Annotated in this window: 25 protein-coding genes; 14 read left to right on the forward strand and 11 right to left on the reverse strand. The window is 52.8% G+C overall.

Annotation, left to right across the window (positions count from 1 at the left end):
* Positions 1 to 48: 48 nt before the first annotated feature.
* Together lpxB and ACYVHB_RS16880 are read right to left on the reverse strand one after the other, a co-directional pair.
* Positions 49 to 1,176 (reverse strand): lipid-A-disaccharide synthase, encoded by a 1,128-nt coding sequence (gene lpxB, locus ACYVHB_RS16875; RefSeq protein WP_461052943.1) that lies wholly within the window; start codon positions 1,174 to 1,176, stop codon positions 49 to 51.
* 83 nt (positions 1,177 to 1,259) lie between these two features.
* On the reverse strand, positions 1,260 to 1,694 hold the full coding sequence (locus ACYVHB_RS16880; RefSeq protein ID WP_461052944.1) for a 6-pyruvoyl trahydropterin synthase family protein: 435 nt from the start codon (positions 1,692 to 1,694) through the stop codon (positions 1,260 to 1,262).
* Between the two features lie 259 nt (positions 1,695 to 1,953).
* Between ACYVHB_RS16880 and rfaD the strand changes: the two genes are divergently transcribed.
* Positions 1,954 to 2,919, forward strand: a complete 966-nt coding sequence (gene rfaD / locus ACYVHB_RS16885) for an ADP-glyceromanno-heptose 6-epimerase (RefSeq protein WP_461052945.1) — start codon at positions 1,954 to 1,956, stop codon at positions 2,917 to 2,919.
* A gap of 244 nt (positions 2,920 to 3,163) precedes the next feature.
* Here rfaD and ACYVHB_RS16890 read toward each other — a convergent pair whose 3' ends face one another.
* Positions 3,164 to 4,732 (reverse strand): S8 family serine peptidase, encoded by a 1,569-nt coding sequence (locus tag ACYVHB_RS16890; RefSeq protein WP_461052946.1) that lies wholly within the window; start codon positions 4,730 to 4,732, stop codon positions 3,164 to 3,166.
* A 137-nt stretch (positions 4,733 to 4,869) separates the two neighbouring features.
* Between ACYVHB_RS16890 and ACYVHB_RS16895 the strand changes: the two genes are divergently transcribed.
* Positions 4,870 to 6,198: an aminopeptidase P N-terminal domain-containing protein gene (locus ACYVHB_RS16895; RefSeq protein ID WP_461053246.1), complete on the forward strand. Its 1,329-nt coding sequence runs from the start codon at positions 4,870 to 4,872 to the stop codon at positions 6,196 to 6,198.
* Positions 6,199 to 6,254: 56 nt separating this feature from the next.
* On the opposite strand, the gene ACYVHB_RS16900 is transcribed toward ACYVHB_RS16895, so the two are convergent.
* The 3 genes from ACYVHB_RS16900 to ACYVHB_RS16910 all read right to left on the reverse strand — a co-directional run bounded on the left by ACYVHB_RS16900 (position 6,255) and on the right by ACYVHB_RS16910 (position 8,065).
* Positions 6,255 to 6,881, reverse strand: coding sequence for a TetR/AcrR family transcriptional regulator (locus tag ACYVHB_RS16900; protein ID WP_461053247.1), 627 nt, complete (start codon positions 6,879 to 6,881; stop codon positions 6,255 to 6,257).
* A 168-nt stretch (positions 6,882 to 7,049) separates the two neighbouring features.
* The gene (locus tag ACYVHB_RS16905; protein ID WP_461052947.1) at positions 7,050 to 7,493 is read right to left on the reverse strand and encodes a WapI family immunity protein; all 444 of its coding nucleotides are present in this window, start codon (positions 7,491 to 7,493) and stop codon (positions 7,050 to 7,052) included.
* Between the two features lie 140 nt (positions 7,494 to 7,633).
* Positions 7,634 to 8,065: a WapI family immunity protein gene (locus tag ACYVHB_RS16910; RefSeq protein WP_461052948.1), complete on the reverse strand. Its 432-nt coding sequence runs from the start codon at positions 8,063 to 8,065 to the stop codon at positions 7,634 to 7,636.
* A gap of 187 nt (positions 8,066 to 8,252) precedes the next feature.
* Between ACYVHB_RS16910 and ACYVHB_RS16915 the strand changes: the two genes are divergently transcribed.
* The 6 genes from ACYVHB_RS16915 (at position 8,253) to nspC (ending at position 13,554) form a co-directional block, all read left to right on the forward strand.
* Positions 8,253 to 9,467, forward strand: coding sequence for a saccharopine dehydrogenase family protein (locus ACYVHB_RS16915; protein ID WP_461052949.1), 1,215 nt, complete (start codon positions 8,253 to 8,255; stop codon positions 9,465 to 9,467).
* A gap of 83 nt (positions 9,468 to 9,550) precedes the next feature.
* Positions 9,551 to 10,381 carry a hypothetical protein gene (locus ACYVHB_RS16920; RefSeq protein ID WP_461052950.1) on the forward strand — a complete coding sequence of 277 codons (831 nt, stop codon included), beginning with the start codon at positions 9,551 to 9,553 and terminating at the stop codon, positions 10,379 to 10,381.
* Positions 10,382 to 10,445: 64 nt separating this feature from the next.
* Entirely contained in the window at positions 10,446 to 11,276 is an 831-nt protein-coding gene (locus ACYVHB_RS16925) for an energy transducer TonB (protein ID WP_461052951.1), read from the forward strand.
* Positions 11,277 to 11,312: 36 nt separating this feature from the next.
* Entirely contained in the window at positions 11,313 to 11,753 is a 441-nt protein-coding gene (locus ACYVHB_RS16930; RefSeq protein ID WP_461052952.1) for an energy transducer TonB, read from the forward strand.
* A gap of 92 nt (positions 11,754 to 11,845) precedes the next feature.
* Positions 11,846 to 12,313 carry an energy transducer TonB gene (locus tag ACYVHB_RS16935; RefSeq protein WP_461052953.1) on the forward strand — a complete coding sequence of 156 codons (468 nt, stop codon included), beginning with the start codon at positions 11,846 to 11,848 and terminating at the stop codon, positions 12,311 to 12,313.
* A 17-nt stretch (positions 12,314 to 12,330) separates the two neighbouring features.
* Positions 12,331 to 13,554, forward strand: coding sequence for a carboxynorspermidine decarboxylase (gene nspC / locus ACYVHB_RS16940; RefSeq protein ID WP_461052954.1), 1,224 nt, complete (start codon positions 12,331 to 12,333; stop codon positions 13,552 to 13,554).
* A 205-nt stretch (positions 13,555 to 13,759) separates the two neighbouring features.
* Here nspC and ACYVHB_RS16945 read toward each other — a convergent pair whose 3' ends face one another.
* Positions 13,760 to 14,743, reverse strand: a complete 984-nt coding sequence (locus ACYVHB_RS16945; protein ID WP_461052955.1) for a UDP-glucuronic acid decarboxylase family protein — start codon at positions 14,741 to 14,743, stop codon at positions 13,760 to 13,762.
* Positions 14,744 to 14,831: 88 nt separating this feature from the next.
* A complete protein-coding gene (locus ACYVHB_RS16950) occupies positions 14,832 to 16,166 on the reverse strand; it encodes a UDP-glucose dehydrogenase family protein (RefSeq protein WP_461052956.1) in 1,335 nt (444 codons plus the stop codon).
* Between the two features lie 342 nt (positions 16,167 to 16,508).
* Between ACYVHB_RS16950 and ACYVHB_RS16955 the strand changes: the two genes are divergently transcribed.
* Positions 16,509 to 17,693: an acyl-CoA dehydrogenase family protein gene (locus ACYVHB_RS16955; RefSeq protein WP_461052957.1), complete on the forward strand. Its 1,185-nt coding sequence runs from the start codon at positions 16,509 to 16,511 to the stop codon at positions 17,691 to 17,693.
* A gap of 73 nt (positions 17,694 to 17,766) precedes the next feature.
* Here the strand turns inward: ACYVHB_RS16955 and ACYVHB_RS16960 are convergent, their stop codons facing one another.
* Together ACYVHB_RS16960 and pgeF are read right to left on the reverse strand one after the other, a co-directional pair.
* Positions 17,767 to 18,009, reverse strand: coding sequence for a GlsB/YeaQ/YmgE family stress response membrane protein (locus ACYVHB_RS16960; RefSeq protein ID WP_461052958.1), 243 nt, complete (start codon positions 18,007 to 18,009; stop codon positions 17,767 to 17,769).
* A 78-nt stretch (positions 18,010 to 18,087) separates the two neighbouring features.
* Positions 18,088 to 18,852: a peptidoglycan editing factor PgeF gene (gene pgeF, locus ACYVHB_RS16965; protein WP_461052959.1), complete on the reverse strand. Its 765-nt coding sequence runs from the start codon at positions 18,850 to 18,852 to the stop codon at positions 18,088 to 18,090.
* A gap of 225 nt (positions 18,853 to 19,077) precedes the next feature.
* On the opposite strand from pgeF, the gene ACYVHB_RS16970 reads away from it, so the two are divergent.
* The 5 genes from ACYVHB_RS16970 (at position 19,078) to ACYVHB_RS16990 (ending at position 25,517) form a co-directional block, all read left to right on the forward strand.
* Complete coding sequence (locus tag ACYVHB_RS16970; protein WP_461052960.1) at positions 19,078 to 19,479, forward strand: T9SS type A sorting domain-containing protein; 402 nt, start codon at positions 19,078 to 19,080, stop codon at positions 19,477 to 19,479.
* A 297-nt stretch (positions 19,480 to 19,776) separates the two neighbouring features.
* A complete protein-coding gene (locus ACYVHB_RS16975; RefSeq protein WP_461052961.1) occupies positions 19,777 to 21,459 on the forward strand; it encodes a maltokinase N-terminal cap-like domain-containing protein in 1,683 nt (560 codons plus the stop codon).
* A gap of 11 nt (positions 21,460 to 21,470) precedes the next feature.
* Positions 21,471 to 22,349 carry an SDR family NAD(P)-dependent oxidoreductase gene (locus ACYVHB_RS16980; protein WP_461052962.1) on the forward strand — a complete coding sequence of 293 codons (879 nt, stop codon included), beginning with the start codon at positions 21,471 to 21,473 and terminating at the stop codon, positions 22,347 to 22,349.
* 237 nt (positions 22,350 to 22,586) lie between these two features.
* On the forward strand, positions 22,587 to 24,614 hold the full coding sequence (gene glgB, locus ACYVHB_RS16985; protein WP_461052963.1) for a 1,4-alpha-glucan branching protein GlgB: 2,028 nt from the start codon (positions 22,587 to 22,589) through the stop codon (positions 24,612 to 24,614).
* A gap of 126 nt (positions 24,615 to 24,740) precedes the next feature.
* Positions 24,741 to 25,517: a hypothetical protein gene (locus ACYVHB_RS16990; protein WP_461052964.1), complete on the forward strand. Its 777-nt coding sequence runs from the start codon at positions 24,741 to 24,743 to the stop codon at positions 25,515 to 25,517.
* A gap of 113 nt (positions 25,518 to 25,630) precedes the next feature.
* Here the strand turns inward: ACYVHB_RS16990 and ACYVHB_RS16995 are convergent, their stop codons facing one another.
* Positions 25,631 to 26,593 (reverse strand): alpha-E domain-containing protein, encoded by a 963-nt coding sequence (locus tag ACYVHB_RS16995; protein ID WP_461052965.1) that lies wholly within the window; start codon positions 26,591 to 26,593, stop codon positions 25,631 to 25,633.
* Positions 26,594 to 26,620 lie beyond the last annotated feature (27 nt).

Consider the following 26,620-nt stretch of genomic DNA (forward strand, 5'->3'; position numbering starts at 1 on the left):
TCTCAACTCAAATACAGTGAATCTTGTTGAAGTGCGTGGTTAATTATGTTAGGCAACGGTTTGAGCACTATTTCTCAACTCCTCGACCATTAGTTTGCCAGCCCGCTCCGACGCACCGGGTTCACCCATCTTCTGACGCACGTCGGCGTATCCCGCTAACTGCACATCCCGGTTTGGGCCGCCGGGCAGGATCGCCCGTAGTTCGGCCGCAAGGCGGTCCGGTGTGCAGTCGTGAATAAGTTCGGGAACGACCGCACGACCGGCAATCAGGTTTACCAACGACAGAAACGGCACTGTCAGGATACGCTTGCCAATTTCATACCACCACCGTGCCGTTTTGTAGCATACCACCTGCGGCACATTGAACAGAGCCGTTTCGAGCGTAGCCGTGCCCGAGGTTACGAGCGCGGCCGTTGCCACGTGAAGGAGATCGTAGGCCGCGTCGCTCACCCGCCGGATGTCAGGATAATCGGCCATGATGCTATCGTAGAGGGAATCTGGCAGGTTGCTCACCGTTCCAACCACGAATTTATCCGTAGGAAACTGCCGCGTAGCAGCCAGCATGACGGGTAGCATGGCCGTAATCTCCTGACGACGGCTACCGGGCAACAGCGCGATAACAGGATAGTTATCCAAACCAATTTTTTCTCGAAAATCCGGGTCCGGCCGAAAATTGGACAGCGCGTCCAAGAGCGGATTGCCCACATATTCGACCTTGTAATCGTAGTTGGCAAAGAACTCGGTCTCGAAGGGAAGGATAGTGAACAGCCGGTCCACGCTCGCTTTGATGTTACGCGCCCGGCCGGGATTCCAGGCCCACACTTTCGGCGAAATGTAGTAGAACACCCGGATACCGTGTTTTTTGGCGAATCGGGCCATGCGCAGATTGAAACCAGCGTAGTCGATCAGGATCAGCACATCGGGGCGGTGGGCCAGCAAATCGGCCTGGCATTCGCGCATGATCCGGCGGATCGTGCCGAGGTTTTTAGCCACTTCCAGAAACCCCATGAAGGCCATCTCGCGGTAATGCCGAACAAGCTGAGCACCAGCGGCTTCCATTTGTTCGCCACCGTACCCCCGGCAACGAGCGTCCGGGTCATGCTGGCGGATTGCCCGAATTAAATTCGCGCCATGGAGGTCACCGGAGCGTTCACCAGCTATCAAGTAGTACATCATAATCGTTTGTAGAGCCGCGACCCTTCGCGTCTCCTGACCGGATGGTTTTTGCTGACGCATAGGAGACGCGAAGGGTCGCGGCTCTACTCACCAAAATAATCGACGAAGTTTCTGGGTGTTTCGTAGAGCCGGAGTTGATGGAGCCGGGCCGTCGTGCGGGGCGTTTCGGCAGCGACGGGGGCAAGGGCACGTTCGAGAATCTTCCAGATCTCCACGATAAAAACCTCGCAGCTCGCCAGCTTACCCTGCATAAAATCCACGTCGAGGTTGAGGTTTTTGTGGTCAACTTTCTCAATCACCTCGCGCTTAACGATGTCACCTAGCAACTTCAGGTCCATCACAAACCCGGTATCCGGATCGGGGTCCCCTTTGACGGTTACAACCAGTTCAAAATTATGACCGTGCCAGTTCACGTTGGCACAGGGTCCAAAAACTTCTTTGTTACGCTCCTCCGACCAGGCTGGGTTATAGAGCCGGTGGGCCGCATTGAAATGCTCAATTCTATTGATATAGACCATTTTTCTGGTTTAGAAAGGCGGTTGCCAGAAACGCCGGTTTTAAAATGAAAAGGCAAAGGTACGAACGGATAAGGCCGAATAAAATGCCCGGTTTGTTACGCAGCGGAAACGTGGCAGCACATAGAAATAATGCAATTTAATCCTCAAAAACCCTATTCAATTTGTCATATTAAAATGGGTAACTTTACGGCCTGTTTCGTCAAATATAACCCACAGAGTAACTGAAATAGTCAGGAAACACGTTTACAACCACCAGTTTATGATCATTGTCACGGGAGCCGCTGGTTTCATAGGGAGTTGCCTAATTGAAAAGTTGAATCAGGAAAATTTCAATTTTATCATCGCTGTCGATGATTTTTCAGACCCCGCGAAAGAAGCGAATTTAACGGGCAAACGTATTCAGGAACGGGTGGACCGGGAGCAGTTTTTCGGCTGGCTCGATCAGAATTATCAGGAAGTCGAATTCATTTTTCACATTGGTGCCCGGACGGATACCACTGAATTTGACCGACAAATATTTGAGCACCTCAACGTCGAATATTCTAAACAGATCTGGAAGCGCTGCATAGACTATCAGATTCCACTCGTGTATGCTTCCTCGGCGGCAACGTATGGCCTGGGCGAATTGGGCTATGATGACAATGAATCATTGATTCCGCAGCTAAAACCGCTGAATCCGTACGGAGACTCCAAAAACGAGTTCGACATTTGGGCGTTGGAGCAGGAACGCAAACCGTTTTTCTGGGCCGGGCTGAAGTTCTTCAACGTGTATGGTCCCAACGAATACCACAAGGGCCGGATGGCGTCGGTTATTTTTCACGCCCACAAGCAGATTTGTAGTTCCGGTCAGATGAAGCTGTTCCGGTCGCACAATCCCGATTTTGCCGACGGTGAGCAGATGCGTGACTTTGTGTACGTGAAAGACGTTGTCGAAGTGTGTTCGTTTTTGATGCACCACCGGCGTCACTCCGGCATTTATAACCTCGGCAGTGGCAAAGCACGCACCTTCCGCGATTTGACCACTAATACGTTCCACGCGCTGGGCCTTGAGCCTGACATTAGTTTCGTCGATACCCCCGCCGACATCCGCGACAAATATCAGTATTTTACGCAGGCCAACATGGCTAAACTCCGCTCAATTGGTTACGTTCGTCCGTTCCACACCCTGGAGGAAGGCGTTGCCGATTACGTGGCCAATTATTTGAAAGATGGGAAGTATTTGTAGTAAATAGTATTCACTAATTTACTTGATATATCAGGAAGGCGGTCGCGACAATAATCGTCAGCGCGTGAATAAAACCGGCTATGTAGATTGCCTTTACCATTTCAGATTTTAATTTCCGTACCTCATTCGCTACATCTTCCTCCCCGGCAGAAACAGTTACCTGCATTGTTTTGATTAGGTTAACTATTATCAGCGATTTCGCTACTTTCTGAATGTAAAAATACCGCTAACATAATTAGCCTGTCTACTCCCAAATCACTTCAATCACTTCTTTTTTCACATCTACTGTTGTTTGTTTTTCGCCAGCCGCCCGGCGCAGCGTCAACTGGCCATTCGTGACTTTAGCTGCTTCCTGTTGAATGACGTGCGTGGCGTCTTTTTTGTGAAATACTGAAATAGCCGTTTCAGTTGTCGCAATCGGCAGCGTCACCGATTTACCCGACGCTCTTACCAACCGGGCAGTGGCGGGCAACGGCTGGTTTTTGAGCAGTGCAATAGCTCGTGAGGCCTGTGGGACGCCGTAGCCAACGTAGTTATTGCCGTACGGATATAGATGCGACGATTTCTCAATCAACTCCATCACTTGTTTGTTGGTCAGCTTCGGGTTGGCCTGCATGACGCAGGCAGCAAAACCAGTAATGACCGGAGCCGACAGTGACGTGCCATAGAGCGAGAAACACGAAACATTTGGCTTCAGATAGGGCAAGCTTTCGGGACCAATGCTGCTGTAGCCAATTCGGTTCCAAAGCTTAGAATTGGTGGCCCCAATAGCTAACACGCCCTGCGCGTCGGCGGGGGTGCTGATGATGCGCCACGAACGGTCGTCGCCTTCGTTACCGGCCGACACGATCACTAAAATACCCTTCTTGTCGGAGGCAATCTGCGCGGCCCGGCTAATCAGGCTGGTGTGGCCGTCCATCTGACTCGGCGCGTAATTGTCTTTGGGATTACTCATGCCCTTTGCATACCCCAGTGAGGTGTTAATGAGCCGAACGCCGAGGCTGTCCATCCACTCCATAGCGGCCACCCAGTTATCCTCTTCGCCCCGGTACTCCCGGTTACCCTGATCGGTGCGGGCGAGGTAAAATTTAGCGTCGGTGGCTAAACCATACTGCACATTTTCGGTGGGATCGTTGCCCGCAATGGCCGCCAGCACTTCCGTACCGTGGAAATCGGACATCGTTTCGAGCGTGCGGAAGAGGTTGCCGTGCGTTTTCTTGTCATTCACATAATCACGAACCTGACTAACGCCCTGCCGGGCAAACACGTGTTTGAGCGCCCCCACGGAGTCCGCCCCGAAAAAGCCCGCGTCGATCACGCCAATGGTTACGAACCGGCCCGTCAGCCCGGCCTGGGCGAAATCAGGGGCCTGAATTTGGGTCATCACCGGTGCCAGCATGGGATTGGCCTCACCCGACCCGGCAGGCAGACCGAGCGACGTAATGATGATCGCCGGATCAATGGTCTGAATTGACGTCACAAACGGCAGGGCCGCCACCCGTGCGTACTGTTCCGCCGTTAGTCGGGCCGACACCGCATTGAGCCAGCGCGACTGACAAACGGGCTGCACACCCACCTGCCGTAGCCGATGTAGGTAGTCGGATGAAACGGGCCGGTCGGTGTCGTCAATGGTTATGTCCTGTAGTTGACGACGGCTCAGCGCAGTTGGCGACAGCGCCGGAGCCACCGACTGATCTTTTGCATCGAGCAGAATCCAGTATTTGGGCCGGTCGGCCGGTTCGTCGCCACGATTCGGCTGGGCGTGGGCCGAAAGCGCAATCAGGCAAAGCAAAAGAGGTAGTCGGAATGTCATACAGGTAAGAAAAGCAATTGCAACGTAGGTTACGCGAGGTTCACGTAAGAAGTTAAACACGATAACACCAAAAAACTCCTGCGGCTTTTAGTTTTCTTTGCAAACTTAACCGGAAATGTACGTTGACAACCTCCATTATGCGCTATTTACCCATCGACAATCACCTCTTCGTTCAGAATCGACAACGGCTAACGGCCTTGCTCAAACCCAAATCGATAGTAGTTGTCAACGCCAACGATATTATGCCGACCAACGCCGACGGTACGATGGTTTTCCGGCAAAACAACGACCTGTTCTACCTCACCGGCGTCGACCAGGAAGAAACGCGGCTCGTGCTGTTTCCCGACCACCCCGACCCCAAGTTCCGCGAGGTGCTGTTTCTACGCGAAACCAGCGAACTTATTGAAATTTGGGAGGGTCATAAACTTACCAAAAGCGAAGCGGAGCAGGTAACGGGACTGCCCGAAAAGCAGGTGTACTGGACAGGCCAGTTTGAGCAGATTTTCGGGCAGATGATTTTTGAGGCCAACTACGTGTACCTCAACACCAACGAGCACACCCGCGCCGACGTGGCCGTTCAAACGCGCGACGCCCGCTACATCGACGCCTTTCGGCAACAGTATCCACTGCACCACCTGGAGCGATTGGCCCCGCTGATGCATCAGTTGCGAGCCATCAAACAGCCACAGGAAATCGAACTGCTGCAAACCGCCATTAACATCACAGATGCTATGTTCCGGCGGTTACTCCGTTTCATCAAGCCGGGCGTTTGGGAGTATGAGATTGAGGCCGAAATGATGCACGAGTTCATCAGAAATCGCTCGCGGGGAGCCGCCTACACGCCCATCATTGCATCGGGGGCCAACGCCTGCGTGCTGCACTACATCGACAACAGCGCCCAGTGCCAGAATGGCGACGTTATTCTGCTGGACCTGGGAGCGGAATACGCCAACTACAATGCCGACATGACCCGCTCCGTACCCGTAAACGGCCGGTTTACGGAGCGGCAGCGGGCGGTTTACGATGCCGTGCTGCGCGTGATGAACGAAGCCAAACAGATGCTGCGGCCCGGAACCCTCTGGGATGATTATCACCGCGAAGTAGGGAAGGTAATGGAGTCCGAGCTGATTGGTCTCGGTCTGCTCGACCGCACGGCCGTAGCCAACCAGAACCCCGATGCGCCTTTATACAAGACGTATTTTATGCACGGCACGTCGCACTTTCTGGGGCTGGACGTTCATGACGTGGGCAACAAATATCGGGCGATGGAGCCGGGCATGGTCTTTACTGTTGAACCGGGCATCTATATACGCAATGAGAAACTCGGAATCCGCCTGGAGAATAACCTATTAATTACCGAGTCGGGCAACGTGGACCTGATGGCGGCTATTCCGCTCGAAGCCGACGCCATTGAGGAGTTAATGAACAATGAACCGCGCGGGCGGCCCCGAATGGTCAACGAATAATGTATAATGAAACTTCCAGCGTCATTATACATTATTCGTTGACCATTATTCATTACTTATTCCCTCACCGGTTCGAGTTTCTTGGCATTTTCCCGTTCGAGGGCAATGTTAAGACCCGAGTAAATTCGGCGGATGGCGGTTTCCAGCCGTTCCCAACCCGCTTCGGAGCGAAGGTCAATGTCCCCTATTTTGTCGCGCTGTGCGCTGATAAGTACCATGTGCGTAACGGCAGCTACCATCAGACTGGTAATGGCGATTGGGTCAAAATCAGAATATGGAGCCAGCTTATCGACCAGATTTTTGTACGATTGATCGCGGAACTCAGCTAACCGCCGGGCCAGGTCGGTTTCGCCGTGGCTCATTTCCCAGCGAATCAACTCCTGCGATGGCTTGCGGGCGCGAAACTCCTGCATAAACTGAATGGTGTACTCCGACCAAACTTTGCTTCGATTTTCGGGGGGCAGTGATTCCGGCACCGATTCAAGAAATTTCTCGTTGAACATGGACAAGAAAAAGCCACGCTGCACATAAGCTTCCAACAGCCCATTCCAGCCACCAAAGTAGCGGTAGATGAGCACTTTGTTTACGCCAGCCCGCTCAGCAACGGCATTTATACCTGCTTTTTCAGTGCCTCGTTCGGCCATCACATCACCCATTGCACGGAGGATGCGTTCCATGGTCATCTGGCGGTTTCTACGCTTGACAACTTTCATACTATTAACCGTTTGTGTTTTTAATTAGGCGTATACTGATAGGTCCCGTCAAGCTGCTAAAGTAGTATACCAACTCTACCGAATTTACAGCTTAAGAGCAAATATGATTCATAGCGTTGATGTTACCAAGTAGTAATGTCAACGGCGTACCGGAAAATGAATAAATTGATCGGCCAACTGGTCAATCGCAGCCACTAATTTCCGTTTCGGAACGACTACCGGGAGCCAAAAAGGAGAAAAAGGATCATCGTGCCAGTCGGGTGCCACTTCGTACGCCAGCTTGATCTGCAACAAAAACTCATCCGTATCGGCCGAGATGCACTCGAAACTCAAACAGGGTTCGCTGAACAGCAAGCGGGCCTGCGGTCGGCCCGTGGTATGCAGGTGACGAAACCAGTTGATTAGTAACTCGACTTCGTAAGTATGCAGGATAGCCGCCGTCGACATGGACTGATGGTGTTGCCAGCCGGAGCGAACCGCTACCCACAGCAGGTTACGATCCGCCAAAGAAGGACTCTCCGGCGAGTGTTCGTAATCGAGAATGTTCAGTTCAAAAAAACTGCGCTGACCAGAAAGGAGCATAATAACGGCGTGTACGCGTAGCAGTAGTTGCGGGCCTACAATTTAAATATACAACTATATTTCGTTATCGGGACGACTATATGAGTTTTACATGTTAAGCAACTGACCATCAAGCCAATCGGGACGGAAAGACGAGTGGTCTACCGCTCTGGATAGCTGGCTAACTCGCTCGACAAATCCCGGATGGCCTGCTGCAACTGTGCCCGGTTAAGGAACACGTCCAGTTCCATAGGAAAGTCGGGATAGGCGTGCCAGGACGGCGTTAGCCCATGATCCAGTTGAATTTGCAGCCGGTATTTTTCGTTGGGAAGCGCGGTGGCTTCAACGCTGAGACCTGGCTCCGAAAACGTGAAGTCGATGTGGCTGACCGCCCGGTTCCAGAGCAGCCGCAGCCCGTTCAGCAATCGGCTCACTTCCCAGGTTTTCAGCGGTACCGATTGCGAATCCGTCTGTTGACGCCAGTTTGTGGAAAAGCGACACAACAACTTGTTACGTTCGTGCCAGGTGGCAACATCGCTGCCGTACCCGAGAATGGATAACTCGAACGAGCCGGAGGAAGACAGTAATTTCATGGGAGGGTTGATTGAGCGTGAGGGATTATCTACTTAACAAATATACTAAATCTTTGTTTCTGCAATTTATTTGTGCGTTACGATTCATCTAATTAAGTAACTGAAGCGGCAACTGGCATTTTTCAGCAGCTTCCTGACTTTGCCTATCTTTACGGTCGAGTCAATTCTAAACTAAAATCTAAACTACATGGCAAATGTGCTCATCATCGGAGCAGGCGGAGTGGGAAGCGTTGTCGCGCACAAATGTGCACTGAACAGCACCGTTTTTACCAAAATCATGCTGGCCAGCCGCACGCAGGCAAAATGCGACCGGATTGCCGCCGAAATTCAGCAGATGCACGGCGTAACGATTCAGACGGCGCAGGTCGATGCCGATGTAGTGGCGGAAATGGTTCGGCTGATTCGCTCGTTTGAGCCAGTGTTAGTTATCAATGTGGCCCTTCCCTATCAGGATTTGCCCATTATGGATGCCTGTCTGGAAGCGGGCGTTCATTACATGGACACCGCTAACTATGAGCCGAAAGACGTTGCTAAATTTGAATACCACTGGCAGTGGGCTTACCGTGAGCGTTTTGAACAGGCCGGGCTGATGGCGTTGCTGGGTTGCGGGTTCGACCCCGGTGCCACGCAGGTTTTTACGGCCTACGCCAACAAGCACCACTTCGACCGGATGGATTATTTAGATATTGTCGATTGCAATGCGGGGAACCACGGCAAGGCATTCGCCACTAATTTCAATCCCGAAATCAATATCCGGGAGATTACGCAGCCCGGCCGCTACTGGGAAAATAACGGGTGGGTCGAGATTCCGGCCATGAGCATTCACAAATCAATTGAGTACCCTGAAATAGGCCCGCGCGAGTCCTACGTGCTCTACCATGAAGAGTTGGAATCATTGGTCAAAAACTTCCCGACTCTCAAACGGGCGCGGTTTTGGATGACTTTCGGCCAGGCGTATCTAACGCACTTAGAGGTGTTGCAAAACGTGGGCATGACGCGCATCGACCCGGTAAAATTTCAGGGAATGAACATTGTTCCGCTCGAATTTTTGAAAGCCGTGCTGCCCGCGCCCGATTCGCTCGGCGAAAACTACACGGGCCAAACCAGCATTGGCTGCCAGATAAAGGGTGTTAAAGACGGTGCCGAACGGACGTACTACATCTGGAACAACTGCGACCATGCCGAGACCTACCGTGAGGTGCGGGGGCAGGCCGTAAGCTACACCACGGGCGTTCCGGCCATGATTGGCGCTATGCTCATGCTAACCGGCGCGTGGATGAAGCCCGGCGTCTGGAACTGTGAGGAACTCGACCCCGATCCGTTCATTGAGCAGATGAACAAACAGGGACTGCCCGTGCAGGAGCGGATCGACGTGCCACTGCCGCACGAATACCCGATTTAAGTCAATGCGTTGGTAGTCGGGCAGTTAATAAGTAAATTGCCTCACCAACTTAGTCAATTACTCAACTTTACAACGCTGTTTGCATGAAACCTTTATTCGTGGCGGCATTGCTGATCGCATCGACCGCAGGGACAATAGCCCAAACGCCTGATTCGACAAAAACGCAGGTAGCTAAACGCGGGCAAGTTAAAGCCGACGATCCAAAAGCAACGCCTAATCAGCACCTGGGCAGCCCTGATGCCATGGCCGACCCGGAGATGAACCTGCGGTTGAACGCCCTTAACGGAGTAGGCACGGCTCCGATGATCTGGCGCATTGACACGCGCTACGAGGGTTTGCGCGGTACGCCTTATTTCCAGACCGAGTGGGCGAAGGGACAAATCGACCTGGTGAACGGCAAGAAGTACACCGACGTACCCATTAAGTTCGATGCCCATCGACAAGCGCTGATTCTGCTCCGGCCCAAACAAGGGAACGACTCCATCATCATTAACCAGCAAACGGTCAACCAGTTTCGGCTGAGCACCTCCGCAGCCGGTGACACCGACGGCCGGGAGTACATTTTCAAGCGCTTTCCAACGGTTAAAGCAGATGATCCCACTGTGCGGGATGGGTATTTTCTGGTGTTGTACGAAGGAAAAACGGCGCTGTTGAAACGGGTGGCTAAAAGCTTCCGGGCGGCCGACTACAAAGCAGCCTATTCGAGTGGTGTCCGCTACGATACCTACGCCGATGCCAACACCTACTACGTGCTCAAGCCCGATCAGAAGCTTACGAAAGTGAAACTTTCCAAAAAATCGCTGCTCGACGCGCTCGACAACAGGAGCGACGCGCTGAAGACGTTTGCGGACAAACTCAGCTTCAAATCAGAAGCTGATGCCGCGACCTTAGTGCAGCAGTACGACAATCTGTGAGTTGGTTTTGTGGAATTAAAGCGGGCTAAACATCGAGGTGGTACATAGCTAAACCACCCGTACCATGTTTCATGCCGACGCACCCAATGCCGTAGCGCTGACCTACGACGAAATCATTTTTCAGACCCGCAACCGGGCCTACGGCGCATTCGACCTGCGCCAGCACTACCGACCGACGCTCACCCGTGCACTGGGTTTGGGCGTCGGTTTGTTTTTGGTTGGCCTGTCCGCGCCAACGCTCTACGCCCGCTTTTTTCCAACCGATCCATTTTCAACCAGTCAGGTTATGGTTGAGACGGAGCTTATGAAGCTGAAAGAGCCACCGGCTGAGCTACCCGTGCCACTACCACCCGTGGAGCAGGTACCGGCAGTTAATACAGTGCGCAACTTACCGCTGGTCGTAATGCCCGAAGCGGATGTGGTTGAGATAACACTCCCGCCTACTGTCGAAGAACTTCAGAACGCGACATCTGGCCAGGAAACAGCCGAAGGCACCGGCGACATTGAAGTAATTGCTCCGCCGGAGGCCACCGTGCCAACCGCTAAAGAAATTGCCATTGGTGTAGCGCCTAAACCCGACGAATTATTCGTCGTTGTTGAACAGCAGCCCGAATATCCCGGCGGCATGGATGCCCTGCGGACGTTTCTGACTAAGAATCTGAACTACCCCCGCTCAGCCGCGAATGCGGGCGTATCGGGGCGGGTGTTTGTCAGCTTTGTCGTCAACAGCGACGGTAGCCTGACCGATGTGCAGGTGTTGAAAGGCATTGGATTTGGGTGCGATGAAGAAGCCGTTCGGGTGATCCAGAAAATGCCCCACTGGCGACCAGGTAAGCAGTCGGGCCGGGCGGTACGCGTAAAGTACAACCTGCCAATTGCGTTTGCGCTGGAGTGAAACCAAGTTGTTTTATTGCTCACCAACCCCAAACCAATGGCTGCGTCTACAAAATTTACCCATCGACAACTGTCCAGCCGTGCGTTGTGGCTGGTGGTCAATTTGTTTCTATCCGTTTTAACTGCATTCGCGCAGCAGACCAAGTCAGACTCTCAGCAAACGACCGGGTTTTATAATAATATAGTAGAGGCTCAGTTTCCGGGTGGCTCCAAAGCACTGATCGAGTATCTACGGCAGCATGTGCGCTACCCCGATTCAGCAGCCAAAGCCAAAATCAGGGGGAAGGTATTTATCTCGTTCGTTATTGATACGGTTGGAAATGCATCGGATTTTAAGGTATTGAAAGGCTTAAGGTATGGTTGTGACGAAGAAGCCCTGCGCGTCGCCCGAAGTTTGCCCCGCTGGCAACCAAGCACCCAATCGGGCAAGCTTATTTGGGTGAAATATAATTTACCCGTTGTGTTCCCGCCAAAATGAAGCTCCCAGCGAAAGACGTGTCTGTTTGCGTGGGCTATTTTTACCACGACTAAGCACTCATACACGAACGCATTCCTTAATTACATCCGCCCATGTCTACCAGAAACGAACTTCTTTCTGCTCATCATTCGACACTTACTCGTGTGCTCTCGTTGACCGTCGGTTTGCTGCTCCTTATTTCGGTTAACTATGGCTTTGCGCAATCCGACAATTCAGGTAATGAGCCAATATTCACAGTCGTTGAAAAACAACCTGAATTTCCGGGTGGTATGGGGGCTTTTCAGGATTATCTGGCAACGAACGTTCGCTATCCGGCAGCAGCCTACGCAGCCAAGATTACGGGTAGGGTCTTCGTCAGTTTCATCGTCCGAAACGACGGCCGGATTACCGATGTCGCTGCATTTAAAGGAGTTGGCTATGGTTGCGACGAAGAAGCTGTGCGCGTAATTAGTGCCATGCCCAACTGGAAACCGGGAAGTCAGTCGGGACGGCCGGTAAACGTCAAATACAACCTCATGGTACCGTTCGGTTTTAATAACTACCGCTCCAAAAGCCGTTAGTTTCGTACCTTTGCGGGATGAATACGACCTTACTGCAACACCTCGATAATAACAGCGAACCAGCCATACCATCGCCCTGCTTTGTGCTTGAAGAAGCCAAAATTCGCCAAAACCTCGAACTGATTGATTCAGTACAGAAAGCCGCCGGGGTAACCATTATTTTGGCTCTGAAAGGCTTCTCGATGTACAGCGTGTTTCCCATCGTGCGCGAATACCTGAGTGGCGCAACGGCTTCTTCGCTCAACGAAATCAAACTTGTCAATGAGTACATGGACGTGAAAGCGCACACCTACATACCCGCTTATCAGGACCATGATTTTGACGAAGTAATGCAACGCAGCAGCCACCTGACGTTCAATTCGTGGAGTCAGTGGGAACGGTTTAAAGACCGGGTTGCGCAATATAACCACAAACTACAAACTACAAACCGCATCGGCGGACCGTCACCAACTGTTAGCTGCGGCATCCGGGTTAATCCGCAGTATTCGGAAGTAGCCACGGACATGTATAACCCGTGCGTACCGGGTTCACGCTTAGGTGCCACGCGCGACCAACTGCCCGATCAACTGCCCGACGGATTAGACGGTATCCATTTTCACACGCTCTGCGAAAACGACTCGTTTACCTTAGAGCGTACGCTCACCGAACTCGAAAGCCGATTCGGTGAGTTGCTTCACCAGGCGAAGTGGGTGAATCTGGGCGGAGGCCACCTGATGACCCGCGAAAGCTACGATACAGAACACCTGATTAGGCTGCTGAAAGCCTTCCGTGAGAAATACAATGTCGACGTGATTATGGAACCCGGCTCGGCCATTGCCTGGCAAACGGGCGTGTTGGTTTCCACCGTGCTCGACGTGTTCAACAGTCAGGGCATCGACGTGGCTATTCTGGATACCTCGTTTGCCGCCCACATGCCCGACACGCTCGAAATGCCTTACAAACCGCGCATCCTGAGCAGTGTTTATTCGGGCGCTTACTACAAGCCTGTGGCCGGTAAACCAACTTACCGGCTGGGTGGCATGACCTGCCTCGCCGGTGACTTCATGGGCGATTATTCGTTCGACCAGCCCCTTGAAGTTGGAGATAAAATTATTTTCGACGATATGATTCACTACACAATGGTGAAAACTACCACGTTCAACGGTGTGAATCTGCCCAGCATTGGCGTTTGGCGAACAAACGACCAATTCGACTTAGTGCGGAGCTACGGCTACGAAAGTTTTAAGGATCGGCTGAGTTAGCGTAATGCCGCACCGCACGGGCGGCCCCGCTCCAGGTTCGGCTGTAAACACCATGATCACAGGCGAACCCGGAGCTTAGGCGCTACAACAAAAAACCTGCGCACATCGAGGTCCGCAGGTTTTTATAAGACAGCTAAAAGTAACAGCGCAAGGCGGTTACCCCGGTAAATATAAGGCGATTTTGTAGACTACAATATGGGTGCGTTTACAAACTCTTGACAAACTCCCGGTGGTAAGCCGCTTTGTACAACTCTTCTTCGGGCAGATTTTTAAAATATTCGTACGTAATCCGCAGCCCTTCGGCCCGCGATACCTTCGGCTCCCAACCCAGGATAGCCTTAGCCTTGGTAATATCGGGTTGCCGTTGCTTAGGGTCGTCCTTGGGCAACTCTTTAAATACCAACTGCTGCGAGGTGCCCGTCAGTTTAATAATCTCTTCGCCAAACTCCTTAATGGTGATCTCCGACGGATTTCCGACGTTCACCGGGTAAGGATGATCGCTCAGTAACAGCCGGTAAATGCCTTCCACCAGGTCATCGACGTAGCAAAACGACCGCGTCTGACTACCATCGCCAAAAACGGTTAGGTCTTCACCCCGCAGTGCCTGACCAATGAAAGCGGGCAGCACCCGGCCATCGTTCAGCCGCATTCGGGGGCCATAAGTGTTGAAAATCCTGACAATGCGCGTTTCCAGACCATGGTAGGTGTGGTAGGCCATTGTCATGGCTTCCTGAAACCGCTTGGCTTCGTCATACACGCCACGCGGTCCAACTGGGTTAACATTTCCCCAGTATTCTTCCGTTTGTGGGTGAACTGTTGGATCACCGTAAACTTCCGAGGTGGACGCAATCAGTACCCGTGCGCCTTTTACCCGCGCCAGACCTAAGCAGTTATGAATGCCCAGCGACCCCACCTTCAGCGTCTGAATCGGAATTTTGAGGTAGTCGATTGGGCTGGCCGGTGAGGCAAAATGCAGAATGTAGTCCAAGTCGCCCGGCACGTGGATGAATTTGGATACGTCGTGGTGATAGAATTCGAAGTTCGGCAGGTGAAACAGATGTTCAATGTTGCGAATGTCGCCGGTGATGAGGTTATCCATCGCCATAACATGATACCCTTCCTTAATAAACCGGTCGCACAGGTGTGACCCCAAAAATCCGGCTCCGCCGGTAATTAGAACTCGTTTCATTTAGTGGAATGTATAATGAATAATGCGCAATGTATAATGAATCTGGCTATTCAGGCAGCATTATACAGTACGCATTATTAATTGTTCATTATTTAACAGCTTGTTCAACCGGGGCCAGAATAGTCTCGCGACCAACGCTGTAGTAGGTATAGCCCATATCACGCATTTGGTCAATTTCGTACACGTTGCGGCCATCGAAAATGACTTTGCCTTTCATGAGCAGATTCATCTTGTCGAAATCGGGGGTGCGGAACAGCGGCCATTCGGTGATGATGAACAGCGCATCGGCATCGTCCAGCGCTGCGTAGGCTGTGTGGGCATAGGCAACCGAATTGCCAATCTGATTGCGCACATTGTCCATCGCTTCGGGGTCGTACACGGTTACTTTCGCACCTGCTTCCACCAGCGCCCGAATATTATCTAAGGCGGGAGCTTCCCGGATGTCATCGGTGTAAGGCTTGAACGAAAGCCCCCAAATAGCAATGGTTTTGCCCTTCAGATCGCCACCAAAGTGCGACAGAATCTGGGGGACCATCTTGGTTTTCTGACGGTCATTAACCTCCATTACCGACTTGAGCACCTTGAAATCATAGTCGAAATCCTTAGCTGTTTTGGCCAGGGCCTGCACATCTTTGGGGAAACAACTGCCGCCGTAGCCAATACCCGCAAACAGGAATCGCTTGCCGATGCGACTGTCGGTGCCGATGCCCCGCCGAATGTCATCGACGTTGGCCCCGGCTCGTTCGCACAGGTTGGCAATCTCGTTCATGAAGGTGATTTTGGTGGCCAAGAATGCGTTGGCGGCATATTTGGTCATCTCTGCCGAACGCTCGTCCATAAAAATGACGGGATTACCCTGCCGAACCAACGGCGCGTAGAGCCGGTTCATCACGGCCTTCGCCCGGTCTGACTTCGTGCCAATAACCACGCGGTCAGGCTTCATAAAATCCTCAACGGCTACGCCTTCCCGCAGAAACTCCGGGTTCGAGACCACGTCGAAATCGACGGTGGCATTGTCGGCGATGTGGGCATGCACTTTCTCGGCCGTACCAACGGGCACCGTACTCTTATCGACGATGACCGCGTACTGTTCCAGAATCGGACCGAGGTCGCTGGCCACCTTCAGAATATATTTCAGATCGGCTGAGCCATCCTCACCCGGCGGGGTTGGCAGCGCCAGAAAAATAACTTCGGCTCCTTTAATGCCTTCTTCCAAATTGGTTGTGAACGCCAGCCGACCTTCATCCACATTCCGGTGAAACAGCGTATCAAGGCCTGGCTCGTATATGGGCACGATGCCGTTGTTGAGTTTTTCGACTTTCCGTTCGTCAATGTCGACGCACGTTACCTGGTTACCAGTCTCCGCAAAACACGTGCCCGTAACAAGACCTACATATCCGGTACCAACAACTGCTAATTTCATAAATTTTCTAAAAAGAAGTTAAGATTCCTTATTTTCAGTAGTAATCCGAAATGCATCGGATCATCACAAAAATAGGAGTTTTCTACGAACACACCACGTTGTACTTTTTATTATTGACTTAGTGGCCGGGGTGTCATAACTCCGGTCAATCTGACGTGAGTATCGTACGGATGGTCACTGACTTTAATTTGGTGTTACTCAGTCATTCTAAATTGACCAATTACGTAGTTCCATCGGTATTTCGATTAGGTTGGCATCTATTTTGTCCAAATTGTGGTTATAGAAGAAGATATTGTATTTGTTTGTTATTACGTTAAATCAACCACTTTATCAACGGCCAATATGGTTAGTGAAATTGTAGAAAAACAAGTAAGCCATTCTGATCGACTGGGTCTTTCGCAGCTAATCGTTCAGTCGGTGCGGGACCTGAGCGAACGGCTCATCCGCCCCAACATCCGCAAGTGGGACGAAGAGCAGCACTTTCCCATCGAGTTGTTTCGGCAATTGGGCGATCAGGGCCTGATGGGTATGCTCGTGCCGGTTGAGTATGGCGGGGCGGGTTTGGGCTACCGCGAGTACGTAGCCGCTATTGTTGAACTGTCGCGGGTTGATGGATCAGTGGGTTTGTCGATGGCCGCGCATAACTCGCTTTGTACAAACCAAATTCTGATGTTCGGCAACGAGGTACAAAAGCAAACGTACCTGCCCCGGTTAGCCACCGGCGAATGGATTGGCGCGTGGGGCCTTACCGAACCCAATACCGGCTCCGACGCGGGTAATATGCGCACCACGGCCGTTAGAGACCGGAACGCCGGACCGCAAGATGGCTGGGTGCTGAACGGTGCCAAAAACTTTATAACGCACGGCCGAAGCGGCAATGTGGCCGTGGTAATCGCCCGGACCGGAGAACCTAACACATCGCGCAATGCCACGGCGTTTATCGTTGAACGCGGCACGCCCGGCTTTTCGGGTGGGCGCAAGGAAGATAAGCTGGGGATGCGGGCCTCAGAAACCGCCGAGATGCTGTTTCAGGATTGCCGCATTCCAGACAGTCAGCGGTTAGGCGAAGTGGGCGACGGTTTCGTGCAATCGTTGAAAGTGCTCGACGGGGGCCGGATCTCCATTGCCGCGCTGAGTCTTGGTATCGCGTATGGTGCGTATGATGCGGCTCTGGCATATGCCAAAGAGCGCGAGCAGTTCGGTCAGCCCATTGCCAACTTCCAGGCTATCGGATTCAAATTAGCCGATATGGCAACGGATATTGAAGCGTCCAAACTGCTGACGTATCAGGCAGCCGATTTAAAAGACGAGGGCAAATCGGTTAATAAAGAGTCAGCAATGGCTAAATTATTCGCGTCGGAAACGGCCGTGCGGGTAGCCAATGAAGCGGTGCAGATCTTTGGTGGCTACGGCTACACAAAAGACTATCCGGTCGAGAAGTTTTACCGCGATGCCAAGTTGTGTACGATTGGCGAAGGAACCAGCGAAATTCAGAAAGTTGTGATCTCGCGGCAGCTATTGAAATAAAGTAGAAAAGGGAAAAGGGCCTATGGAACTGCGTGATGCAATCCATAGGCCCTTTTCCCTTTTTTACTTTATTTTACACCGTCTTACGCGATCCTTTAATTAGGGCGGCAATGCCAAGAACGATAACCGCGCCAACGAATGCCGTCAGGATTTGGTCGATTAAACCACCGTCGCGACCGAAAATATAGCCGCCAATGAAGCCACCCAGGATGCCGAGCAGGATCTGAACGATCAGCGAGAACGAAAACCGCTTGAACACGAGGTCAGCTAAAAAACCGGCGACAGCTCCGACGAGAATTGAATACAAAATGCCCATGATGCTAAATACGTTGAGTGAAAGGATGAATGATATACTTGAAAAACAGAGACATAACTTCACCCGGTTCACTTTTGTTTATGGATGCATACCGATGACCGACAGCATCCGCCCCGTTTGCCCGCCTTCGGCCCGGTACGAAAAATAATCGCGGTTGTTCAGCACAGTCGAGAAACCTGACACTTCTATCTGGGCCGCTGGAACGCCAGAACCGTTTAATAAACGTACGTTAGCGGCTTTCAAATTGGCATATCTCTTTTGACTGTGCGGGTCAACCTGCACAAACGCTGCCGCAAATTGCCCCGCCACCTCCTCCCCTACCTCAAATGTGGTTTCGTCAATACACGTACCGACGTAGGCGTAACACTGTGCACCCAGCGTGCCAAACTGCTGGTGCATGGCCGTTAGTACTTTTGTGACGATGCCCCCAACAGTTCCGCGCCAGCCCGCGTGAATGGCCGCAACCGCCCGGTGTTCGCTATCGTATATAAGAATGGGAACACAGTCGGCAACAGTCACGCCAACAAGCAGGCCCGGCCGGTTGGTAATGAGCGCATCATACCCGTCGAACCGCCCGGCTTGGGTAGCGTTCAGGACTTCGGTGCCGTGAACCTGATGTGATGAAGCAAACCCAAAGGCATCGGCTCCAATACCGCAAAAAAACCGGTGGCGGTTCTCCTCAACGTTAGCTGGGTCATCGTCGGTATTGATGCCTACGTTAAGCGACGCAAACGGAGCCGGACTGACGCCCCCGTGGCGGGTACTCTCAGCGGCAATCAGCGAATTGAACGGCACAAACACCGACGGAATGCGGTAAACGGGTACGTGGGGCTGTGTTGTCATCTAAGGAATCAGCTTTATTACTGACAAATTACGGGCTGTAACCCCATTAGTACGCACATGTAGCTCGTACCATTTCCTCCGTCGTCCTCACTTTACGCCATTCATCCAACAGATCAGCCGTTCCAGTACTTTGCAATACATAGTACTTATCGTAGCCTATATCTTTGTTTCACCAATCGGGAGGAACCCAGTTGGTCATCTCAAATCAAGCAACCATCAGAAATCATGAAAACGCTCATCAAACCCCTGTTCCTGGCTCTGTCGTTAACGTTTATCACCGCTTCACTGAGCGAAGCCAAACCTGGCCGCCAGTTGGTGGCAACTTACAAGACCGGTATTTATTCGACAGTTACCGGTAAACTCCAAATCGCGCTCGACAAGCAGGCGGGTGGTTCGGTCACTGTTCAGCTAAAAGACTCAGATGGTCAACTGCTGTACAGTCAGCACCTCGGCAAGAAAGAGACTTCTTTCCGCACCCGGTTGAATGTGGACGAACTGCCCGACGGCAACTATGTGCTCGAAATTACGAATGGTGTAGAAACGACGCGCCAAACCATCACCCTCAAAACGAAACAATCCACAGCGGCTAACCGAATCGTCCAAACCGACTTCGTTGCCGGTAATTAATAACCGCCCCTGCACAACCACTCGCCGGACCGATCTGATCGGTTCGGCTTTTTTATAAGCAGCAGTTGGCTGAAAGAGCTTTGATCTCCAAAATAGACATACTAAACACGTTGCAAGCGAATGAAACGTGTTTAGTATTGGACAACAGTTAGCTTTTTAGCAGGCAGACTCAACTTTTTGGCAACATCACATTTCGGCCTGTGTTGTATAGTCAAGAAATTATTGACTTTATTGTAGGAGCATCAAACGTTCTCGTCATTCTGTCAGGTTCTTTTGGTTCTCAACTGATTCTATTTCATGCTTACAACCCAACCCTTTATTTCGTCCGTTACCTGGCCCAACGCCGTCGCCGACGCCAGTTTCTGGTCATCACTGACGCAGACGCTGCTCCCGTCCTACGTGAACACCTGCCGATGGTTCGCCGGTAAAGCCCGTCCGCAATCCGGTTTCACCATCAAGACAGTGCACGCGCTTCCGTTAACCGGCGGTGACGTAGCGTACCTGCTGATTCTGGAAGCGACCTACGCCAGCGGTCTCCCGGAAAATTACCTGCTGCCGCTCTCATTTGTCACTGACCGAGCCTCGCAAACGCTATCTTTTCGCTTAGCCGACGTGCCGAAGAAGGGCCGCATCGGCGACGCTACGCTTGGCGGGCGCGTAGGAACGCTCATCGACGCCATATATGACGAACGCTTCCGGCAGGTGCTGTTTGCGGGAATTCAGCAGAATCAGTTAGTGGGTCAGGCCAGCGGGCAGCTTCTGTTCCATCGGGGCAGGGGAATGGACGAAGGTGATGAGGCACTTAGTTCGCAGGTGCTGCCGGTCGACTCAAGTAATTCGGCCATGATCTTCGGCGATAAATATTTCCTGAAACTCTACCGTAAACTCTTCCGCGAAACCAACCCGGAAGTAGATATGGTCCGGTTTCTGACCGACGAGAGCAGTTTCGCCAATATTCCGGCCTTTGCAGGTAGCATTGTGTGGCAGCGCAACGAAATCCCCGACGTAACGCTTGGCATGATGCAGCGGATGGTGGCCAACGACATGGATTCGTGGGTACAAACCGGTGACTACCTCAACGATTTTCTATACGCCGTGCCGCAACGAATTTTCTCCGTTCGGGAAGATGTTTTCGAGAAAGTGGAGATGCTGGCTAAGCGAACGGGGGAAATGCATTGTGCGTTGTACAAACCAATTCGGGATGGTATTCCATCGGACCCGGCTTTTGCCCCCGAATCGTTCACCGATGACTACCGCGATTTCCTGATTCGTCGGTTTGAGGATCTCCTCGAACGCCGGTACGCGCTGCTGATTGACAACTACACCAAACTCGATCCGCAGGCGCAGCGCCTGGCGTGGGTGTTTATGGAAGCGCGGGAGATGATTGAGACGTTCATCGCCGACTTTCGCACCCGCCCGCTTGGCTCGCTGCGCACCCGAATTCACGGCGATTACCACCTCGGGCAGGTACTGGCCATAACGAATGACGATAACAAAGACGATTTCATTATCATCGACTTCGAGGGAGAACCGGAGTCCAGCATCAGCGAACGCAAAATCAAACACTCGCCCCTTAAAGACGTCGCCGGGATGATCCGCTCGTACCATTACGCCGTTTCGGCCAAGTTATTTAACTCCGCCGAAACCGAAGGCCTCGATCCCGACCACCTACAGCGCGTGTCGGACCGCTGGTTCAACCTCATCCGCGACACCTTCCTGAATGCTTATTTCGAGGTTTTTGGCGCCCCGCACCCCCTCTTCAAAAACAATAATGAAACCAATTTCCTGCTTCTGATTTATCTGCTCGAAAAAGCTGTGTATGAATTAGGTTACGAAATCAGCTACCGGCCATCATGGGTAAAAATCCCGCTGAAGGGCATCATCGACGTGGTCCGGGAGATTGAGAAAATTCGCCTGAGTGACGGCGATGTCCTACCCGATGTACCGATGCTGCAAACGGGGCTGTTGAAGGGAAAGTAGCCCGGCACGATGTGCGTAACCCAGCCTCATTCCTGACTAACTACGATCTTCTCCCCATGAACCCCTTCCAGAATGCTACCGTCATTATCACCGGAGCCGGGTCGGGCATCGGTCGTCAGCTTGCCCTTCAAGCAGCCGCTGAGGGCGCACACGTCATCGCAACGGATATAAACGAAGGGGGCTTGGCCGAGACCAGGCAGCAGGCGTCGGGCCAGGTTACGACCACCTACTTAGACGTGTCTGACGCCGACGCAATCCGTGCGTTCGCCGACGAAACTATTCCGACTTTAGCCAACCAGCGGCTGATTCTGGTCAATAATGCAGGGGTAGCACTGGGCAGCGGTCCGTTTTCCGTAACCGAGTTGGATGAGTTCGAGTGGCTGCTGAATATCAATCTCTGGGGCGTGGTGCGGATGACGAAGGCGTTTTTGCCCTTCATGATGACACAAGGAACGGGTCATATCGTGAACCTGTCGAGTGTATTTGGGCTGGCGGGGGTGATGAATCAATCAGCTTACTGCACGGCTAAGTTTGGCGTTCGCGGATTCAGCGACGTGCTCAGGATGGAGTTGCTGGATACGAACATTGGCGTGACCTGTGTACATCCGGGCGGCATCAAAACCAACATCGCCACCAATGCACGCCTTGGCAAGAGCGGCTTCGTTAGCAACGCCATGCACCGGCAGGGAGCTATTAGTTTTGAGAAAGCGGCCAAAACTACGCCCCAGGAAGCCGCCCGCCAGATCTGGAACGGGGTCCGTCAGAACAAAGCCCGTGTGCTAATTGGGGCCGACGCCCGCCAAATAGAATGGCTGACGCGGCTGTTTCCCACGCGCTACGTCCGGCTGATGCGTCAGCAGATTGAGAAAGCGTTTGGAACGGAAGCGTGAGTTGAAGATCAGACCCGTTGCGTAAAGACGATACGGGTCAGCAATGGCACGGCGTTCGCTGCTGGTCTTCGCCCGTTGAAAGCGATTTAGAAACTGAGTTGCTTTTTTCGATTCCAATAAAATTGGTGGCAGGGACATTTTGTTGTGCGACATCCTTATCACGTAGTTCCCTCCCGCTTTTTTTCTAACTTTCCGCCCCTGATGGGGTTCATTCCTGCAACCGATTCCCCTTAACTAATGGCAAAACGAAAAACCCCGCCGACAACGGCCGAAGCCGCACCATCACCGGCCGAACCGACCGTTCAACCGGTCACTGCTGAGCAAACCAGCACGCCCGAAGCCGATTCGCCTGCTCCAACCACCAACCCCATTTATTCCCGATTTACCGACTTCGACGTTCACCTGTTTGGGGCGGGCAAACACCAGAAACTGTACGAAAAATTCGGTTCGCACGTCGTGGAGCATAACGGCGTAACGGGCACCTATTTCGCCGTGTGGGCACCCTCGGCCCGCTACGTTGCCGTTATTGGCAACTTCAACGGGTGGGATCGGGGCAGCGCTCCGATGAACGTCCGTTGGGACTCGTCGGGTATCTGGGAAACGTTTATTCCGCACATTGGCCGGGGCGAAACCTACAAATATTTCATTGTCCACGAAGGCGGGCGCGAGGTGGAAAAGGGTGATCCCTATGCCCACTGGTGGGAGGTTCCGCCCAAAACGGCATCGGTCGTGTGGGACACCTATCACGAATGGCAGGATGGCGACTGGATGGCCAACCGAGGGGCGAAAAACGCCCTCAACGCGCCCTTCTCGGTCTATGAAATGCACCTGTCGTCGTGGCGACGCGACCCCGGCAATCCGGAGCGTGAACTGAGCTACGGCGAAATTGCCGATGCGCTGGTGCCTTATATACAAGACTTGGGCTTCACACACGTCGAGTTCATGCCCGTCATGCAGTATCCGTACGCGCCGTCGTGGGGTTATCAGATTACAGGATATTATGCGCCGAGCAGCCGCTTTGGCACCCCGCAGGAGTTTATGCAGCTCATCGAACGACTGCACCTGGCGGGCATCGGTGTGTTACTCGACTGGGTTCCCTCCCACTTTCCCGGCGATGCGCACGGCCTGTACGAATTTGACGGTTCGCACCTTTACGAACACCCCGACCGGCGCAAGGGCTACCATCCCGACTGGAAAAGTTACGTGTTCAACTACGGTCGCCCGGAGGTACGGTCGTTCCTGCTCTCCAACGCCATGTTCTGGCTCGACCGCTGCCACGCCGATGGCTTGCGGGTGGATGCGGTAGCGTCGATGCTCTACCTGGACTACTCGCGGAACGCGGGCGAGTGGGAGCCGAACGTGTTTGGCGGTCGTGAAAACCTCGACGCCGTCTCGCTGTTCAAAGAAATTAACGAAGCCATCTACAGCCAATTCCCCGATACACAGGTGATTGCGGAGGAGTCAACGTCGTTTTCGGGCGTGTCGCGACCGGTGTACGTAGGTGGGTTGGGCTTCGGTATGAAGTGGATGATGGGCTGGATGAACGACACGCTCCGGTACTTTGAGCGCGACCCCGCCTTCCGCAAGTTCCACCAGGACAACCTGACGTTTAGCACAGTGTATGCCTATACTGAAAACTTCATGCTGCCCCTCTCACACGATGAAGTCGTGTATGGCAAGCAGTCGTTAGTTGGTAAAATGCCCGGCGACGAGTGGCAGCGGTTCGCCAATCTGCGGCTGCTGTTCAGCTACATGTTTACGCACTCCGGTACCAAACTGCTCTTTATGGGGGGTGAGTTTGGGCAAACGTCGGAGTGGAAATTCGATACCAGCTTAGATTGGCACCTGCTGGAGTTTGCGCCCCACAAAGGCACAGCGGCCTGTGTGAAAGCGCTCAACACGCTCTACAAAACCGAACCAGCAATGTATGAGCGGCAGTTCACGGAAGATGGCTTCCAGTGGGTCGACACGGCAGACCGCGAAAACAGTATTGTCAGCTACGTTCGTAAAAGCAACAACCCAAAAGACACGCTTCTGGTGGTACTCAACATGACACCTGTCCCCCGCGCTAATTACCGCATCGGCGTACCATCGGCGGGTGCTTATCACGAGCTATTCAACAGCGACGCCATCGAGTTTTATGGCAGTGGCGTCACCAATGCTGAACCTATTCAGAGCGAGGAAGCTATGTGGCATGGCCGACCGCAGTCGCTCCGAATAAACGTGCCGCCGTTGGGTGCGGTGGTGTTGAAGATGGACGCATAAAAGGAGGAAAGGGAAGAGGAGCGGGAAGAAAGGAAAAATGCACAACGCACTTCCTTTCTTCCCGCTCCTCTTCCCTTTCCTCCTTTCCGCCTATCTTTGCCCGTTAAAACAACCTGCTTCGTTTGCATGACTAAATTGCTCACTACGTTACTGATCTTCTTTTCTGTCCATAGTTTCGCCCAATCGCCCGTGTCGGCCCGGCTAAAAAGTGGTGTTGATGTGGGAATGGGGTACTCGACAAACAACTATAATCCCTCAATAACCTACTACCAGTTGATTAATGTCGGCGAACGCAAGTTGTTCTCGCTCGGCTGGACCATGCGCTTAGGCGCGTTCTACGGCGATAATCTCAACTATTACACGGCCCCCGCCCGCCTGACTCGTGGTAAAACTGGTTTCGGTGCGTTGTCGGGACCGCTCATTAACGACAACATCGACACGGTGCGTTTTGACTATGTGACAATGACTTCGCTAAACGCGGGTGTCCGGGCGCAGGTTAATCTGGGCTGGCTAGAGTTGGGAGCCAGCGCCGATCTGATGGGATTGACATTCGGTCGCCGACGTACTGCCCGCTACCGATCCTCGACGGGTTTATTTTCCGCTATTAAAAGCAAAAGCGGAGCCGACTCGGTTATTGCTCCGTTTGCGGGTGCCAATGTATTCCAGCGGGCTTACCCAAGCCGGTTGAATCTGCGGCTCCTGGGCGATAATGACATCGGTACGCTCTCGACCGAAGTATACGCCCGCGTTCGCATTAATCAGCGCTTTGCCATCAAAGCCGGTTATCAGTGGCTCACAACGGAGGTTACCGTCCAGAACCGCGACATCGTCGCTGATAATAACCGCTTCCGCAACCGGGCGGGCCTGGCCTATCTGGCCCTGACGCTCCCCATTTTTAATTAAAGAGCGAACCGGAACGCCGGACCGGAGCCAATGAGTGAAAGAGCGAGCGGATGAAAGAGCGGATAAGGCCAGCGTTGGCTATTCGCTCTTTCATCCGCTCGCTCTTTCACTCTTTAAACCTCCACCGGCTTCAGGTCAAAATACGTCTCGAAGATGGCAGCACCGGCTTCGTTGGTGCGGGTTTGAAACTGATCAAGGTACTGGTGCAGTCCGGTTTTGAAAATATCCTTGGTTTCGGTGAACTCGATGTCGGTGCGGAGTTTGCTGAGCGCTCGCTCGGCGGTGTTGCCAAAGCCGTGTGCGATGTTGTTACCCGAAATTTCGTAAAGCGACAGTTCGGCCTGCCGGATGCAGTGGGCCGCAGCGCGGGGAAACATTTTATCCAGGATCAAAAATTCTATGATGCTCGATGGTGTCAGCGACCGGTACTGCTGGCGGTGCATATTATACGCGCTGACCGACTTGAGCACGGCCGACCAGATCATCAGATCGAGCGTTGAGCCGACGGCATCAATTTCGGGCAGGAGCGTGAAATACTTTACGTCCAGAAAGCGCGACGTCTTGTCGGCCCGCTCCAGAAAACGCCCCAACCGCCCAAAATGCCAGGCCTCGTTGCGGGTGATGGTGGCGTCGATAATGCCGTAGAAAAGCTGCGTACCGTTCCGAATTTCGGTGAAGAAACCCTGCGTCTGACTCTGCCCCCACTGCTGTTTGGGGGCCGTGTCGCGCACCATCAGGTAAAACTGGTTTAGGTGTTCCCACATTTCTTTTGAAATAGCCTCGCGAATGGTGCGGGCGTTTTCGCGGGCGTAGCTTAAACAGGCCACAATGGAATTGGGATTGCGCTTGTCGAAGGTCATGAACTGGATGACGTTCTCGCGCGATGCTTCCTTATAATACTTGGCAAACAGTTTGTCGTCGGCCGTAGCAATCAGCAATGGTTCCCATTGCTGATCGACATTAGGGGGCAGGTCGAGAGCAAGATTGAAGTTGACGCTCATGAATCGGGCGTAATTTTCGGCCCGTTCAATGTAGCGGTGCATCCAGTAAACGGAGTTGGCAACGCGGCTTAGCATACTGTACTGGTGAAGTTTACGAGATGG

This window comes from Spirosoma arcticum (assembly GCF_054779955.1).

Bases quoted from the DNA above. Each gene is read 5' to 3' on its own strand.
- nspC (WP_461052954.1), top strand. From the start codon at position 12,331: ATGAATACGACCTTACTGCAACACCTCGATAATAACAGCGAACCAGCC.
- ACYVHB_RS16955 (WP_461052957.1), top strand. From the start codon at position 16,509: ATGGTTAGTGAAATTGTAGAAAAACAAGTAAGCCATTCTGATCGACTG.
- ACYVHB_RS16950 (WP_461052956.1), bottom strand. From the start codon at position 16,166: ATGAAATTAGCAGTTGTTGGTACCGGATATGTAGGTCTTGTTACGGGC.
- ACYVHB_RS16975 (WP_461052961.1), top strand. From the start codon at position 19,777: ATGCTTACAACCCAACCCTTTATTTCGTCCGTTACCTGGCCCAACGCC.
- ACYVHB_RS16935 (WP_461052953.1), top strand. From the start codon at position 11,846: ATGTCTACCAGAAACGAACTTCTTTCTGCTCATCATTCGACACTTACT.
- ACYVHB_RS16925 (WP_461052951.1), top strand. From the start codon at position 10,446: ATGTTTCATGCCGACGCACCCAATGCCGTAGCGCTGACCTACGACGAA.
- ACYVHB_RS16970 (WP_461052960.1), top strand. From the start codon at position 19,078: ATGAAAACGCTCATCAAACCCCTGTTCCTGGCTCTGTCGTTAACGTTT.
- ACYVHB_RS16960 (WP_461052958.1), bottom strand. From the start codon at position 18,009: ATGGGCATTTTGTATTCAATTCTCGTCGGAGCTGTCGCCGGTTTTTTA.
- ACYVHB_RS16905 (WP_461052947.1), bottom strand. From the start codon at position 7,493: ATGCTCCTTTCTGGTCAGCGCAGTTTTTTTGAACTGAACATTCTCGAT.
- ACYVHB_RS16895 (WP_461053246.1), top strand. From the start codon at position 4,870: ATGCGCTATTTACCCATCGACAATCACCTCTTCGTTCAGAATCGACAA.
- ACYVHB_RS16910 (WP_461052948.1), bottom strand. From the start codon at position 8,065: ATGAAATTACTGTCTTCCTCCGGCTCGTTCGAGTTATCCATTCTCGGG.
- glgB (WP_461052963.1), top strand. From the start codon at position 22,587: ATGGCAAAACGAAAAACCCCGCCGACAACGGCCGAAGCCGCACCATCA.
- pgeF (WP_461052959.1), bottom strand. From the start codon at position 18,852: ATGACAACACAGCCCCACGTACCCGTTTACCGCATTCCGTCGGTGTTT.
- ACYVHB_RS16880 (WP_461052944.1), bottom strand. From the start codon at position 1,694: ATGGTCTATATCAATAGAATTGAGCATTTCAATGCGGCCCACCGGCTC.
- rfaD (WP_461052945.1), top strand. From the start codon at position 1,954: ATGATCATTGTCACGGGAGCCGCTGGTTTCATAGGGAGTTGCCTAATT.
- ACYVHB_RS16995 (WP_461052965.1), bottom strand. From the start codon at position 26,593: ATGCTAAGCCGCGTTGCCAACTCCGTTTACTGGATGCACCGCTACATT.
- ACYVHB_RS16990 (WP_461052964.1), top strand. From the start codon at position 24,741: ATGACTAAATTGCTCACTACGTTACTGATCTTCTTTTCTGTCCATAGT.
- ACYVHB_RS16900 (WP_461053247.1), bottom strand. From the start codon at position 6,881: ATGACCATGGAACGCATCCTCCGTGCAATGGGTGATGTGATGGCCGAA.
- ACYVHB_RS16915 (WP_461052949.1), top strand. From the start codon at position 8,253: ATGGCAAATGTGCTCATCATCGGAGCAGGCGGAGTGGGAAGCGTTGTC.
- ACYVHB_RS16945 (WP_461052955.1), bottom strand. From the start codon at position 14,743: ATGAAACGAGTTCTAATTACCGGCGGAGCCGGATTTTTGGGGTCACAC.
- ACYVHB_RS16890 (WP_461052946.1), bottom strand. From the start codon at position 4,732: ATGACATTCCGACTACCTCTTTTGCTTTGCCTGATTGCGCTTTCGGCC.
- lpxB (WP_461052943.1), bottom strand. From the start codon at position 1,176: ATGATGTACTACTTGATAGCTGGTGAACGCTCCGGTGACCTCCATGGC.
- ACYVHB_RS16930 (WP_461052952.1), top strand. From the start codon at position 11,313: ATGGCTGCGTCTACAAAATTTACCCATCGACAACTGTCCAGCCGTGCG.
- ACYVHB_RS16920 (WP_461052950.1), top strand. From the start codon at position 9,551: ATGAAACCTTTATTCGTGGCGGCATTGCTGATCGCATCGACCGCAGGG.